The 13,921-nt window shown below is 62.5% G+C and carries 9 protein-coding genes; 4 read left to right on the top strand and 5 right to left on the bottom strand.

Annotated elements, in window-relative coordinates; translation table 11 throughout:
• Positions 1-11: 11 nt before the first annotated feature.
• On the top strand, positions 12-1,466 hold the full coding sequence (locus F0M17_RS09240) for an FAD-dependent oxidoreductase (protein WP_073706128.1): 1,455 nt from the start codon (positions 12-14) through the stop codon (positions 1,464-1,466).
• 231 nt (positions 1,467-1,697) lie between these two features.
• Here F0M17_RS09240 and F0M17_RS09235 read toward each other — a convergent pair whose 3' ends face one another.
• From F0M17_RS09235 to helR, 5 genes are all read right to left on the bottom strand, one after another.
• On the bottom strand, positions 1,698-2,150 hold the full coding sequence (locus F0M17_RS09235; RefSeq protein ID WP_038990831.1) for a DUF2871 domain-containing protein: 453 nt from the start codon (positions 2,148-2,150) through the stop codon (positions 1,698-1,700).
• Positions 2,143-4,245, bottom strand: a complete 2,103-nt coding sequence (locus F0M17_RS09230) for an MMPL family transporter (protein ID WP_149596988.1) — start codon at positions 4,243-4,245, stop codon at positions 2,143-2,145. Before F0M17_RS09230 ends, F0M17_RS09235 begins: the two co-directional genes overlap by 8 nt.
• 111 nt (positions 4,246-4,356) lie before the next feature.
• Positions 4,357-4,977: a response regulator transcription factor gene (locus F0M17_RS09225; RefSeq protein WP_210416721.1), complete on the bottom strand. Its 621-nt coding sequence runs from the start codon at positions 4,975-4,977 to the stop codon at positions 4,357-4,359.
• Positions 4,971-6,218: a sensor histidine kinase gene (locus tag F0M17_RS09220; protein WP_073706131.1), complete on the bottom strand. Its 1,248-nt coding sequence runs from the start codon at positions 6,216-6,218 to the stop codon at positions 4,971-4,973. The genes F0M17_RS09225 and F0M17_RS09220 overlap by 7 nt, the downstream gene beginning before the upstream one ends.
• A gap of 31 nt (positions 6,219-6,249) precedes the next feature.
• The gene (gene helR, locus F0M17_RS09215) at positions 6,250-8,259 is read right to left on the bottom strand and encodes an RNA polymerase recycling motor ATPase HelR (protein WP_305794205.1); all 2,010 of its coding nucleotides are present in this window, start codon (positions 8,257-8,259) and stop codon (positions 6,250-6,252) included.
• A 599-nt stretch (positions 8,260-8,858) separates the two neighbouring features.
• Here helR and ileS point away from each other — a divergent pair.
• From ileS to F0M17_RS09195, 3 genes are read left to right on the top strand one after another with little or no spacing between them, the layout of a single operon-like run.
• Complete coding sequence (gene ileS / locus F0M17_RS09205) at positions 8,859-12,119, top strand: isoleucine--tRNA ligase (protein ID WP_073706133.1); 3,261 nt, start codon at positions 8,859-8,861, stop codon at positions 12,117-12,119.
• Positions 12,120-12,175: 56 nt separating this feature from the next.
• Complete coding sequence (locus F0M17_RS09200; RefSeq protein WP_371737268.1) at positions 12,176-13,471, top strand: folylpolyglutamate synthase/dihydrofolate synthase family protein; 1,296 nt, start codon at positions 12,176-12,178, stop codon at positions 13,469-13,471.
• Positions 13,471-13,902 carry a DUF4233 domain-containing protein gene (locus F0M17_RS09195; protein ID WP_038990837.1) on the top strand — a complete coding sequence of 144 codons (432 nt, stop codon included), beginning with the start codon at positions 13,471-13,473 and terminating at the stop codon, positions 13,900-13,902. The genes F0M17_RS09200 and F0M17_RS09195 overlap by 1 nt, the downstream gene beginning before the upstream one ends.
• Positions 13,903-13,921: the final 19 nt, after the last annotated feature.

The raw sequence follows: 13,921 nt of genomic DNA, 5'->3' as shown, positions 1-13,921 counted from the left end.
GAAGTTGTTTGATGAGTGAAATTACCGTCCCTGAGCACCTCACTTCCCGGGCGCTGCGTGTTGCCATCGTTGGTGCCGGTCCAGCTGGCATCTACGCCGCCGACCTGCTGAACAAGAGCCAGCCAGTCGCCTCCGGCGAACTTAAGCTGCACGTTGACCTCTTCGACGAGCTGCCGACTCCCTTCGGATTGATCCGCTACGGCGTTTCGCCTGACCACCCACGCATCAAGGGCATCATCAATGCCCTGCACAAGGTGCTCGACAACGACTGGATCGACTTCTACGGCAACGTCGGCCTGGGTCGGGACATCTCGCTGGAGGACCTGCGCACCCGCTACGATGCAGTGATCATCTCGACCGGCGCCCAGAAGGACGCCGACCTGAATATTCCGGGGATCGATCTTGACGGCTCCTTCGGCGGCGCCGACTTCGTTTCCTGGTACGACGCGCACCCGGATGCCGACAAGAACTGGGACCTCTCGGCCAAGGAAGTTGCCGTCATCGGCAACGGCAACGTCGCCTTGGACGTCGCCCGCATTCTCTCAAAGCACGCTGACCAGCTGCTGGAAACCGAAATCCCGGAGCACATCTACGAGCAGCTGAACGACTCGGCCGTCACCGACGTGCACGTCTTCGGCCGCCGCGGTCCGGCACAGGTCAAGTTCACCCCGCTGGAACTGCGCGAACTCTCGCACTCCAAGGACGTGGACATCGTGCTGTACCCGGAGGACTTCGAATTCGACAAGGCCTCGGACGAAGCCATGAAGACCAATAACCAGACCAAGACCATGGTCTCCACGCTGACCAACTGGCTGATCGAGCAGGAAGAACGCGAAGAAGCTCCAAGCGCCTCGCGTCGCCTGCACCTGCACTTCCTGCAGTCCCCGGTCGAGGTTCTGGGTGAGGATGGCAAGGTTTCCGGTCTGAAGGTCGAGCGCAACGAGCTTGACGGCAATGGTGGCGCACGCGGTACCGGTGAATTCATCGAGTACCCGCTGCAGGCCATCTACCGTGCAGTCGGCTACTTCGGCTCAGCGGTCAATGACATTGAATACGACGGTGCCAAGGGCGTGCTGCCAAACGCCGAAGGCCGTGTGCTGGATGCTTCGGGCAATCACGTTCCTGGCCTGTACGCCACCGGCTGGATCAAGCGCGGCCCTATCGGCCTGATTGGCCACACCAAGGGCGACGCCTTGGAGACGATCACCCACCTGCTTGAAGATCTCACCAAGCTGGCACAGCCGGATTCTTCCCAGAAGATCGCCGAGCTGCTGGAAAGCCGCGGCGTGAACTTCTCCAACTGGGAGGGCTGGAAGAACCTGGATGCCCACGAGAAGGAGCTGGGTGCTGCGGCCGGCACCGTTTCGACCCGTTTCGGCGAGATCACCCGCGACCGCATCAAGGTTGTTGAGCGCGAAGCGATGATGGAATTCTCTTCGGCAAAAAAATTGGTTGAGAGCCTGTAAGTTTCACCCCGGGCTCTAGCACGCAATGGGCAGGGTCCCTCGGCAAATCTGCTGAGGGACCCTGCCCATTGGTGTTTTCAGCCCGCAACTTCTTCGGCTTGCTACCGGCCGAATAAGTATCAGCTGCCATGAGCAACGCTGCTGCCAGGGCTACGGCGCGATGCTCAGGCCCGCCCAGCCAGCCAGTTCACCGGCCAGCCGGGAACGGCAAATCGACGACGGGCCGATTGCCTAGCCCTCGACTGCCCGCTTCCGTGGGGCCTTCTGTTGATCACCGGCGCCGACACTGCGGCGGAGCATGATGAACAGCAGGATCATGCCTGCAGTGATCGACATGTGTCCAAGGCCCGCGATGCCGGAGACCATCTTGGAGGACTCGATGCCCAGCACGGTCATGATGCCGTGGGTGAGCTGCATGCCCGCAGTGAGGAGCACACCCGCGTTGTAGGTTCCCATGAACCATGCGAAGAGCTTGCGATGCTGGCTCAGGACGAAGGCCTTCTCCAGCAGGAGCACCAGCAGCAGGATGATGAAGCCGAGGACGAGCAGATGGGTATGGACTACCGATAGCTGGGTCCACGCTCCCTCCGGGAAACCGTTCATCTTGGTGAATTCCCGGTAGAAGAGACCAGAGGCGACTCCGAGGATCATGTAGGTGAAGGAGAAATTGACGAGCTTACGCATTGATGTTGCTTTCTTTCTGAGTGGTTGGTTCTGCAGATGCTTCCGCAGGGGAGGAAACGTGGCCGAAGACCGGGCGCTTGGCCGAACCCAGGACCGCGAACAGCGCGGGCAGCAGCAAGGTCCGAACAACGAATGTGTCCAGCAGGACGCCGAGTCCGACGATCAGGCCGAGCTGGCCCAGGACGGTCAGAGGCAAGGTCGCCAGGGCGGCGAATACTCCGGCGAGCACGAGCCCGGCACTGGTGATGACTGATCCGGTGCGGCTTGCTGCCAGGGCAACTGCTTCATGCAGTTCCAGCGCCTGTGCATCCTGGCGCACGCGCTGGGTCAGGAAGATCGTGTAGTCCACGCCGAGCGCTACCAGGAAGACGAAGGCCAACAGCGGCACTCGGACATCCAGCGCGTCAGCCTCGAAGACGACTGAGGAAACCAGCGAACCCAATCCGACAGCAGCTGCAGCACTGAGCAGGTTCACCACTCCCAGAGCCAGGGCAGTGCGCCATGAACGGGTGAGCCAGCCGAGCATCACGAAGCAGATCATCATGATCAGCGGCGCAATCACGTAGAGGTCTCGCAGGTGCATTTGATGTGAATCCAGTTGTTCTGCGCTCTGTCCGCCAATCAGCACCTGGCCGTCGCCTCCACGGGCTGCGACATCACGCAGCTGCTGCACAAGATCCTGGGCCTTCGCCGAGTTGGGATCAACGTCGGGAATCACCGAGAACTCCTGCCACGCGGTAGTGCCAAGCTGGCTTGCCTCGCCGACGCGTTTCACGTTCTCAAGGCGAGCGAATTCATCTCGCAATGGGCAAGTCCCTGAACCCTGCGCCAAGACGGTGACCGGTTGGGTTTCCCCGGCGGGGAAATGCTCTGCCAGCAGGTCCATGGCGCTGGAGGATTCGGTTGCGGTTCGGAATTGCTGGGTTTGATCCAGGCCAATACGCGTACCGGTGAGTGCTCCGGCAAGCACCAGAAGCAATAGTGCCATCGCGGTGAGGTTCAGTCCCGGACGGTTCATCACGGAGCGAGCTGCACGGCCGAAGAAATTCTCCGTCTTGGCTTCCTGTCCTGGATGGGGAATCAATGGCCAGAAGGCGTTGCGGCCGCACATGGCCAGGAGCGGGGGTAAGAGGAACAGCGCGAAGATCGCCGCGATCAGCAAGCCAACGGCGCAAACGATACCCAATCCGCGCGTATCGTCCATGACTGCCAGGCCCAGGGTGAGCAGAGCCAGGACCACGGTCAGGTTTGAAGTGAGAATGGCCTCGAAGCTGGATGCCCAGGCTTTGGCCAGCGCCTGGCGGTGATCAGCATGCTTATGCAACTCATCGCGGTACCTGGAGATCAGCAGCAGGGCGTAGTTGGTGCCTGCGCCGAAGACCAGGACGCTGAGCACGCCGGAATCGAAGTGCAGGTCGAAGGCATTGCCCAGCAGGTTGGCCACCAGAGAGGCGCTGCGGTCGGCGATGGCAACGACCGCCAACGGGATCAGCCAGAGCACCGGCGATCGGTAGGTCAAGATCAGCAAGACAGCCACGATTGCCACCGTGACTGCCAAGAGGGTGAAGTCGGCACCGGCAAATGCATTGGTGACATCAACTGCAAAGGCGGTAGGCCCGGTGACCTGAAGCTGCAAATCTGCTGATGGATGATCCTGGATCCAGCTTCGAATCGACTTGAGCGTTTCCCGGTCGGCCGCATCGGACACGGTATTCCAGGAGAGCGGAACCATGGCTGCCTGCTGATCCTCGCTGGCCATGGTGCGGCCAGCGGTGACGTTCGCTGCGTGACCCAAGGCCTCTGCCTGGCGATCAATCATTGCGCGGTCGTTGTCGCTGAGCGTGTTGCCGTCGCCACGGCTGGCCACCAGCAGGGCCGTGGTTTCGGACTCGTTGGAGTTCGCATCGATGAGCTGGGCGACCTTGGTTGAATCCGAATCGCCAACCAGCGAGCTCGCAGACCGGGCCGGAGCCTGGACGCTGCTCAGCGCGCCAAAGAGGACGAGAATTGCTGCGACGATGCCGACGGCCCACAGGCGAGCGCCGCGCCGGCTGGTCAGCGAATCGCCGACCCGGGAAATAACTGGAACTTTCATAGTTCCAGTTAATGATTTTTTGCAGGTCAATCCATCGTGGAAAAGGGCGAATAAAAGTTCAACCGAAAGGTTGAGGCGGTTACCGGCGGGTCTTCCGAATGCCGGAAGAACTTAGAGCAAACCGTGCTCTGTCGCCTTGTTGATGGCATCTGTGCGGCTGGATGCTTGAAGCTTGTCGAAGATATGCACCAGATGGGTCTTCACCGTTGCCTCAGACACGAACAATGCCTTGGCGATCTGCTTGTTTCCGGCACCGGTAGCCAGTTGGACCAGCACGTCGTTCTCGCGTGCCGTCAGCTCGATCTTCGGCCGCCGCATGCCCTCGACAACCCGCTGGGCCATCTCCGGGGCCAGCACCATGTGGCCGGCTGCGGCTTGGCGAATGGAATCCACGATGGTTTGCGCACTGACGTCCTTGAGCAGATAGCCGGCGGCTCCGGCTTCGATGCAGGCCAAGATTTCCGAGTCCTTGTCGAACGTGGTCAGGATCAACACGTGGGGAGGCTTGGATAGCTTGCGGATGGCTACCGTGGTCTGCGCGCCGTTCATCCCGGCACCGAGGCGCAGATCGCACAGCACGACATCAACCGGGTTGTCCTTGACGAACGCTAGCGCTTCCTCGCCGCTGGAGGCCTCGCCGATCACTGCGATGTCTCCGAAGTTCTCAAAAAGCGCCCGCAACCCGGTGCGAACGATGGGATGGTCATCGACTAAGAGGATGCGGATCACGATTTGTCCTTTGCGACGTTGATCGGAAGATGCGCGCACAGTGCTGTGCCTTCGCCTGGGGAGCTTTCGATGTCCAGTCCGCCGCCGAGCTCCCGCAGCCGCTGGTTCATGGCTTTCAGGCCGAACCCGCCAGCCTCGGTGCTGGTTTGCGCGGGACCGGAATTCGGCGTGAACCCAACACCGTCATCCACGATATCCAGGCGGACTTCGTCGCCACTGCTGCTCAAGCTGATAGCAACGATTGAAGCGTGGGCATGGCGAAGGACGTTAGAGAGCGCCGACTGCGCGGTGCGCAGCAAGGCAATCTGCACGCTGGGCTCCAGGGCGGGCAAACCCGGCTCGATGTCCAGCCGGGTGCCGACGTTCGAATCAGCTTCGAAATTCTCCAGTATCCGGTTCAATGCGCCGGCCAGTGCCTGCGAATCCAGTTCAGCGGGTGCGAGCGCGGCGATAATGCGGCGCAAATCGGTCAGCGCCTGTCCGGAAAGCTCATCAATGCGAACCAGTGCTTTCTCGGCTGCGTCCGGTTCCTTGGAGGCCTCTGCCGCCTTGGCATGCAGGCCGATGGAGGACAGCTGCTGTGCGACAGTGTCATGGATTTCGCGGGCCAGGCGCGTGCGTTCCGTGGCGATGCCCGCCTCGTGCTGCGACCTCGCAAGTTCCTCTTGGAGGTCGGCCATTTCATGCTGGGCGCGGACCAGGGAATTCACGAGCGAAGTGCGCACTTGGGCATCGCGTTCCATCTGCAGGTAACCGCGGGAAATGCCCCAAGCGAACAAGCCGCCGACTAATGGACCGGCTATGGCCGCAATGCTCAGTCGCCCATGGTGCAGATACGGAGCAAGCAGCGTAAAGGCGTAGACGACCACCGACCACAAGATTGAGGGTAGGAACGGCAGCTGGTGGCCCAAGAGCAGCCACAGACTGAAGGCGAGCCACATGAATTCGGCCGAAACGAAAAGGCTTGCTACCCAGATCCCGAGCAGGAGCGCCAGCCACCATGCGCGCACCGCGAAGGCGCCAGCCTTGGAATGGGCAATGAAGCCTGCGCTGTACCAGCCAGCGAAAAGCACTGAGACGAGGATGGCAGGCAACGCGGCATCCTGAGTTGCTAGCTGTCGCAGCAGCGCAATGGCAAGGAGAATCGCCGTGACCAGATGCTGGCCCCAACGCAGCACGCTTGGTGAGGCGAAGGCGTGCTGTTGATTCCGGGTTTCCAACCGTTGCGGTTCGGCAGTGCTCATGGAAGCCAGCCTACTAAAGGCTGCCCGATGGTCATTGCTCGGCCAATATGACCAATTGAGCTGTCGCTCGGGTCATGGCCACGTACCGGCGTACTGCGCCGCGCCGGGTCTGGCCGAAGTTCTCAGGTTGGCAGACGAGCACCAGATCGAATTCCAGTCCCTTGGCGTGTTCAGGAGTCAGCACGCTGACTCGTTCGGAGGCGGGGAAACCCGGAAGCCCAATCACCGCAGCGGTGCCTTCATTATTTTCGGCCAGCCATTGGTCGAGAATCTTCTTGAGGTGTGAAGGATGGGCGTAGCGTACCGGTGCACCGTTTGCTCGCAGCGATTGCGGTACGTTGGCCTCAGGCATCTCCGGCAGGATCTGCGCTGCTGCGGCTTCCATGATCTGTGCGGTGCTGCGGTAGTTGACCCGCAACCGGGAGATGGAGATGTCGTGAATGCCAATGCTTGCTAGCCGCTGTTCCCATGACGTGCTGAAACCGTCAACGGCCTGGGCCCTGTCGCCGACAATCGTCAGGCTGCCCGACGGGCAACGGCGTTGGATCATTGCCCATTGGGCATCGGTCAGGTCCTGGGCTTCATCGACGACGACATGCGAGAAGGGCCCGTCGAAACTTTCCTTCGCCAACGGGGTCTCCAAGCTATGGCTGAGCAGACGCTCCTGGAGATCGTGGTGCATGAGCTGAGATGCCAGGTCTTCCTTGTCATCAGCCGAGGCCATCAGATCGTCTATGACGTTCGTCCATCGGTTTCGCTCTGCATGGATTCGAGACTGCTCGTCACGATGGCTGGTCTCGCTGTCCTGGTCTCCGATCAGATAGCGGGAATAATCGATCAACGGAATATCTGATGTCGTACATGCGACTGGACGTGGGGCGGACAGCAACTTCTCGATCTGGTCGTCAGTGAGTTCCGAGCCGCTGTACCGAAGCAATGCGGGCGTCGAATACAAAGCCTTCAGGAGATTCAGCGGATCCAGGATGGGCCAGTATTCATTGAGCAGCGCTCCGAGTGCAGAACTTCGTGCCGCATCGGCGCGAAGTTGCGGTTCAGCGGCATTGCTGCCTGCTAGCTGGGGGAGCAGCAGGTCAACCAGAGCTTCGCGCAATTGGATGCGCGCTTCGTTGTGCGGGGTCTCGGAGTCGATCATGCCCACCGCGTCGCGCCATAGTTGCGCAGTGGCCGTGGCTTGGAATTCACCGATATCGAGCACCACCTCGGTGGCGGGCGGCTCTTCAAAGACCTCGACTGCTTTCTTCAGCGCACTCAGCATGGCGGCACTGGATTTAATGCGCTGGACTTCGGGATCTTGTTCGGCAGGGAGATCTTGCCCTATCGAAACTATGTTCGAAAGAGTGGAAATGAGAACATCATCCTCTCCCAAATTCGGCAGGATATCAGAGACATAGGAGGAGTAGGCTTCATGCGGACTCACGACCAGCACCTTGCCTCCTTGGCTGCGCAGGCGCTGATCCGCGTAGAGCAAGTACGCGGCGCGGTGCAGGGCGACGACCGTCTTGCCGGTGCCTGGCCCGCCGTCAACCACCAGTGCGCCGCGCGAGCTGCTGCGGATGATCGCGTCCTGATCGGACTGGATCGTCGAGAGCACGTCCCGCATTTTCGGTGTGCGCTTGCTGCCAAGTGACGCGAGAAAAGATGAGTGGTCATCCAGGCGGGTATGGGATTGCAGCTGGGAGGAATCGAATACTTCGTCCCAGTAGTCGGAAATGCGCTGCCGGCGCCAGCGGTAGCGGCGACGCATCGACAGCCCGTAGCTCTCTTCATGCGTGGCAGCGAAGAATGGTTCGGCCGCCGGGGTGCGCCAGTCCACCATCAGCTGCTTGCCTTGGGCATCGCTCAAGCCGGCTCGTCCGATGTAGAGGCGCTCGCCGGTCTGGGCGAATTGCATGTACCCCAGGCAGGCGTATGGTCCCATGAGGTCCAGCTGGCGCAGGCGCTTAGCCAGTTCGTTGAGCTCGACATCGCGCTGCAGGGATTGCTGGAGGGTGCCGGCCCGGTCCTTGCCGCGTGCAGCGATGCGCTCAACCGCTTCGGAGCGGAGCTGCTTGATGCGCGCGGCGATCTAGTCCAGCCGTTGCTGGTCCTGCGCGATGTCTTTCGCGAGTTCGGGTGTGGCATGTTCGTGGATGGAATCGAAGTAGCTGGTGTTTGAAGTTGCAGCAGGCACGCAGGCTCCCTGGTCTGGATGGTTCTCGTGGGGAAGGTATCGATTATGGGCCATGGGTGGGGCCTTGCGGCAAGGCCCCCTCAACGCGCTAGCCTGAAAATGCAGGCAACGGAGATTCCCCTGCATCAGCCCCTTTCCTCGGTGCTTGGGCCACAAGGCTGTGAGCCTGAACTCATTGCCATCTTGGGTGATCTGGGAATTTTCACCACGCGCATCACGCGGTACGATATAAGGACTGCGACTTCGATCCGGCTATCACCGGTGAGTCTTCGGAAGAACCGCGAACCTCGGGTTTGCCAAGTAGAACCGAACGGGACCAGCCCGTCACAGCTGATGATAAGTGGTTCTCCGCGATTTAGGTGGGGGATAAGCGGGGTGGTACCGCGGCATTATCGCCGTCCTCGTAGGCAAGGATTTATCGACCCTACGCTTGAAGGACGGCCCATTCGATGAGCTTCTACCCGAAGGTCACTACAGACCCAACCGGTTCGACCCCGGCTTCACCGCGATTCCCAGAACTTGAGAAGCGCGTCCTCGAATACTGGAAGAACGACAACACGTTCCAGGCCTCCATCGACCAGCGCGAAGGCGAAGAGTTCGTCTTCTACGATGGCCCTCCCTTCGCCAACGGCCTGCCGCACTACGGCCACCTGCTCACCGGCTATGTCAAGGACCTCGTCGCTCGCTACCAGACCCAGCGCGGCAAGCGCGTCGAGCGCCGCTTCGGCTGGGACACCCACGGCCTGCCAGCCGAGCTGGAAGCCATGAAGCAGCTGGGCATGACCGACAAGAAGCAGATCGAAGCCATGGGCATCGACAAGTTCAACGACGCCTGCCGCACCTCGGTGATGAAGTACGCCGATGAGTGGAAAGAGTACGTGAACCGCCAGGCTCGCTGGGTCGACTTCGAAAACGACTACAAGACCCTGAACGTCGAGTTCATGGAATCGGTCATCTGGGCCTTCAAGCAGCTGTCCGACAAGGGGCTGACCTACCAGGGCTTCCGTGTGCTCCCGTATTGCTGGAAGGACGAGACGCCGCTGTCCAACCACGAGCTGCGCATGGACGACGACGTCTACAAGAACCGCCAGGACCAGACCGTTACCGTCGGCTTCACCATCCTTGCCGGCGAAACCGAGGCCTCCAAGGCCCTGGCCGGCGTGCAGGCCCTGGCCTGGACCACCACCCCGTGGACCCTGCCGACCAACGAGGCGCTGGCCGTGCACCCGGACATCGAGTACGTCGTTCTCCCAGCCGGCGAAGCTGGCGTGAAGGCCTCTGCCGCCGCCGGCCCATTCCTGCTGGCCCGCGACCTGCTCGGCTCCTATGCCAAGGACCTGGGCTACAAGGACGCCAAGGAAGCCGCCGCCGCGGTCACCGCCAGCTACACCGGCGCCGACCTGGCCGGCGTGCGCTACGCCCCGCTGTGGGACACCTACACCGACACCGAGAAGTACGGCACCGAAAACGCCTGGCAGATTCTCACCGCCGACTATGTCACCGTGGCCGACGGCACCGGCATCGTGCACCAGGCTCCGGCCTACGGCGAGGATGACCAGAAGGTCTGCGAAGAGCACGGCATCCCGGTGATCCTCTCGGTGGACGAGGGCGCCAAGTTCCTGCCGGTCTTCGCCGGCGGGCCGCTGGCCGACATCGTCGGCGTGCAGGTCTTCGATGCGAACAAGACCATCACCAATGTGCTCAAGGACGAGGCCAAGCTGGTCAAGCAGGCTTCCTACGAGCACTCCTACCCGCATTGCTGGCGCTGCCGCACCCCGCTGATCTACCGCGCGATCTCCTCGTGGTACGTCGAGGTTTCCAAGTTCAAGGACCGCATGGTCGAGCTGAACGAGCAGATCAACTGGATCCCGGGCAACGTGAAGCACGGCCAGTTCGGCAAGTGGCTGGAAAACGCCCGCGACTGGTCGATCTCGCGCAACCGCTACTGGGGTTCGCCGATCCCGGTCTGGGAATGCTCGGGCGCCGAGTGCACCCACCGCGAGGTCTTCGGGTCGCTGGCCGAGCTGAAGGACTTCTTCGGCCGCCTGCCGGTGAACCACGAAGGCCAGCCGGATCTGCATCGCCCGTTCATCGACGAGCTGACCCGCGCCCACGAAGGCTGTGCCGAAGGCGGCACGCTGACCCGCGTGGAAGACGTGCTCGACGTCTGGTTCGACTCCGGCTCGATGCCCTACGCCCAGGTGCACTACCCGTTCGACAACCAGGAATGGTTCGATTCCGGCCACCACCCGGCGGACTTCATCGTCGAGTACATCGGCCAGACCCGTGGCTGGTTCTACACCATGCACGTGCTGTCCACCGCGCTGTTCGACCGCCCGGCCTACACCAACGTGATCTCCCACGGCATCGTGCTCGGCTCGGACGGGCAGAAGATGTCCAAGTCTCTGCGCAACTACCCGGATGTCACCGAGGTCCTGGACCGCGACGGCTCGGATGCGATGCGCTGGTTCCTGATGGCTAGCCCGATCCTGCGCGGCGGCAATCTGGTGGTCACCGAGCAGGGCATCCGCGATGGCGTGCGCCAGGTGCTGCTGCCGCTGTGGAACGTCTGGCACTTCTTCAACCTGTACACCAACTCCGCCAACAACGGGGCCGGCTACGAGGCCAAGTTCACCACCGCTTCCACCGACCCGCTGGATGCGTACATGCTGGCCGCCACCGGACAGCTGGTGCGCGAGGTCACCGAGGCACTGGATTCCTACGAGGTTTCCGATGCCACCGAGGCGGTGCGCCACTACATGGACACGCTGACCAACTGGTACGTGCGCCGCTCGCGCCAGCGCTTCTTCGACGAGGACACCCAGGCCTTCGACACCCTCTACACCGCGCTGGAAACCCTGGTGAAGGTCACCGCTTCGCTGCTGCCGCTGGCCAGCGAAGAGATCTTCCGCGGGCTGACCGGGCAGCGCTCGGTGCACCTGGCCGACTGGCCGGATGCCGAGCAGTTCCCGACCGACGCCGCGTTGCTGGAAACCATGGAAACCACCCGCAAGATCTGCTCGGTGGGCTCCTCGCTGCGCAAGGCAAAGAACCTGCGCGTGCGCCTGCCACTGGCCGAGCTGAAGGTCGTGCTCACCGATGCCGCCCGCCTGGAGGGCACCTACGCATCGATCATCAAGGACGAGCTGAACCTGAAGGCAGTGACCCTGATCGACGCCGAGGGCGTGGACGCTGCCAGCTACGGCATCAGCCAGCAGCTGGTGGTCAACGCCCGTGCCGCCGGCCCGCGCCTGGGCAAGAACGTGCAGCAGGCGATCAAGGGCGCCAAGTCCGGTGACTGGTCCGTCGCCAACGGTGTTGTCACCGCCGGCGGCCTGGAACTGGCCGAGGGCGAATACACCCTGGACACCGTGGTGGATGCGGCCGGCGAGATCGCCGCGGCGGTCATCGATGGCGGCTTCCTGGTGCTGGATACCGAGGTCACCGAGGCGCTGGCCGCCGAGGGCACCGCCCGCGACATGATCCGCTCCATCCAGTCCGCCCGCAAGGACGCGGACCTGCAGGTTTCGGACCGCATCCGCACCGTGATCACCGCCAGCGCGGCCACCATCGCGGCGCTGGAAGCCAACCGCGAGCTGGTGGCCGGCGAAACCCTGAGCGCGCAGCTGGAGCTCGTCGCCGACGATTCGGCCCAGGGCGAGCAGGTTGCCGTGGCCAAGCTGGATTCCGGCAAAGTCGAGGCCAACTAGTGAGCGAACTGGACCGCGTCTACGCGCAATTGCTGTCCCGGGCCCCGGAGAACAAGATGGAGCCGCGCATGGCTCCGATGTTCCGGGCCATGGAGATCCTCGGCGAGCCCAACAAGGCCTGCCCGGTCATCCACATCACCGGCACCAACGGCAAGACCTCGACCGCACGCATGATCGAATCGCTGCTGATGGCGCACGATCTGCGCACCGGCCGCTACTCCTCGCCGCACCTGATTTCGGTCACCGAGCGCATCGCGATTGACGGTGCGCCGGTGGATGACGAGACCTTCGTGCGCGTATGGGATGAGATCAGCCCGTTCCTTGAGATCGTGGACGCCGAGCTCGTCGAGCGCGGGGAAAACAAGCTGACCTACTTCGAGGCTGTCACCATCCTCGCCTTCGCGGTCTTCGCCGAGGTCCCGGTGGATGTGGTGGTGCTCGAAGTGGGCCTGGGCGGCATCACCGATGCCACCAACGTGGCCGATGCCGATGTTTCGGTGATCACCCCGATCTCGCTGGACCACACCGACCTGCTCGGGGATACCCCGGGGGAGATCGCCGAGGAAAAGGTCGGCATCCTCAAGCCCGGAGGCTACCTGGTCTCCTCGGTGCAGCCGGTGGACGCGGCCGACGTGCTGCTGGCCCGTGCCCGGGAGCTCGACGTGCCGGCGGCCTTCGACACCCTGGACTTCAAGCTGCTGGATCGCCAGCATGGCGTGGGCGGGCAGCTGCTGTCCATCCAGGGCCAGGCTGCCCGCTACGACGAGATCTTCCTGCCGCTGTTCGGCGCCCACCAGGCGCAGAACGCCACCGTGGCCTTGGCCGCGGTGGAGGCATTCCTCGGCGGCGGACAGCGCGAGCTGAACGCCGACCTGGTCCGCGACGGCTTCGCCGCGGCGACGAGCCCGGGCCGGCTGGAACTGCTGCGTGCGGCCCCGAGCATCCTGGTGGATGCCGGGCACAACCCGGACGGCATCCGCGTCACCGCGGAAGCGATCAAGGAATCCTTCGGCTTCACGCGTCTGGTCCTGATGGTCGGCATCCTGCAGGAGAAGGACGCCGAGGCGATGCTCTACACCCTGCGCGAGGAATACGGGGACATGGTCGAGGACATCTGCATCACCCAGTCCTCCTCGCCGCGAGCAATTCCCGCCGGCGAGCTGTCCACCCTGGCCATCGATGCCGGCTGGCCGGAAGCTGACATCCACGTCACCGAAAACCTGGAAGACGCCATCGAGTGGTCCGTTGGCCGCGCGGAGGCAGGCAACGACCTGTCCGGCGGAGTGCTGGTCACCGGTTCGATTACACTGGTGGGCGAGATTTCACTATTGCTCAAGGGAGGCAAGCCCTAATGGCCAAACTCACCCGTGCCCAGCGCGAGTGGCGACCTGGGATGAAGAAGAAGCAGCGTTCCACGAAGATGATGTTCGCATCCACCGTGCTGGTCTGCGAGGCGCTGCTGGCGGTGTTCGTCACCCTCGCGGCCTTCGGGCTCAAGCGCGGCGAACCCGCAGTGGTGCTCAGCCTCGGCGCTGCCGTGGCGCTGCTGTGCATCTTCAACTGCGCCCTGCTGGGCAAGAAGATCGGCTACATCATCGGCTGGATCCTGCAGGTAGTGTTCTTCCTGAGCGGCTTCATCCTGGTGGACATGTTCTACCTGGCCGCGGCGTTCGCCCTGTGCTGGTGGTTTGCGCTGTCCAAGGGCGAGGAAATCGACGTGGAAAACAAGCGCCGTGCCGCCGCCCAGGAAGCCTGGGAAAAAGCCAACCCCGAGCAAGCCTAAGATTCCAAGAAGTACATCA

This window comes from Glutamicibacter sp. ZJUTW, assembly GCF_008370855.1.
GTDB lineage: Bacteria > Actinomycetota > Actinomycetes > Actinomycetales > Micrococcaceae > Glutamicibacter > Glutamicibacter nicotianae.
This window is presented reverse-complemented; position numbering and strand designations above follow the sequence as displayed.

What these genes read in the sequence shown, in the direction of transcription:
- ileS (WP_073706133.1), top strand. Translation starts at nt 8,859, where the DNA reads ATGAGCTTCTACCCGAAGGTCACTACAGACCCAACCGGTTCGACCCCG.
- F0M17_RS09200 (WP_371737268.1), top strand. Translation starts at nt 12,176, where the DNA reads ATGGAGCCGCGCATGGCTCCGATGTTCCGGGCCATGGAGATCCTCGGC.
- F0M17_RS09240 (WP_073706128.1), top strand. Translation starts at nt 12, where the DNA reads ATGAGTGAAATTACCGTCCCTGAGCACCTCACTTCCCGGGCGCTGCGT.
- F0M17_RS09230 (WP_149596988.1), bottom strand. Translation starts at nt 4,245, where the DNA reads ATGAAAGTTCCAGTTATTTCCCGGGTCGGCGATTCGCTGACCAGCCGG.
- F0M17_RS09235 (WP_038990831.1), bottom strand. Translation starts at nt 2,150, where the DNA reads ATGCGTAAGCTCGTCAATTTCTCCTTCACCTACATGATCCTCGGAGTC.
- F0M17_RS09220 (WP_073706131.1), bottom strand. Translation starts at nt 6,218, where the DNA reads ATGAGCACTGCCGAACCGCAACGGTTGGAAACCCGGAATCAACAGCAC.
- F0M17_RS09195 (WP_038990837.1), top strand. Translation starts at nt 13,471, where the DNA reads ATGGCCAAACTCACCCGTGCCCAGCGCGAGTGGCGACCTGGGATGAAG.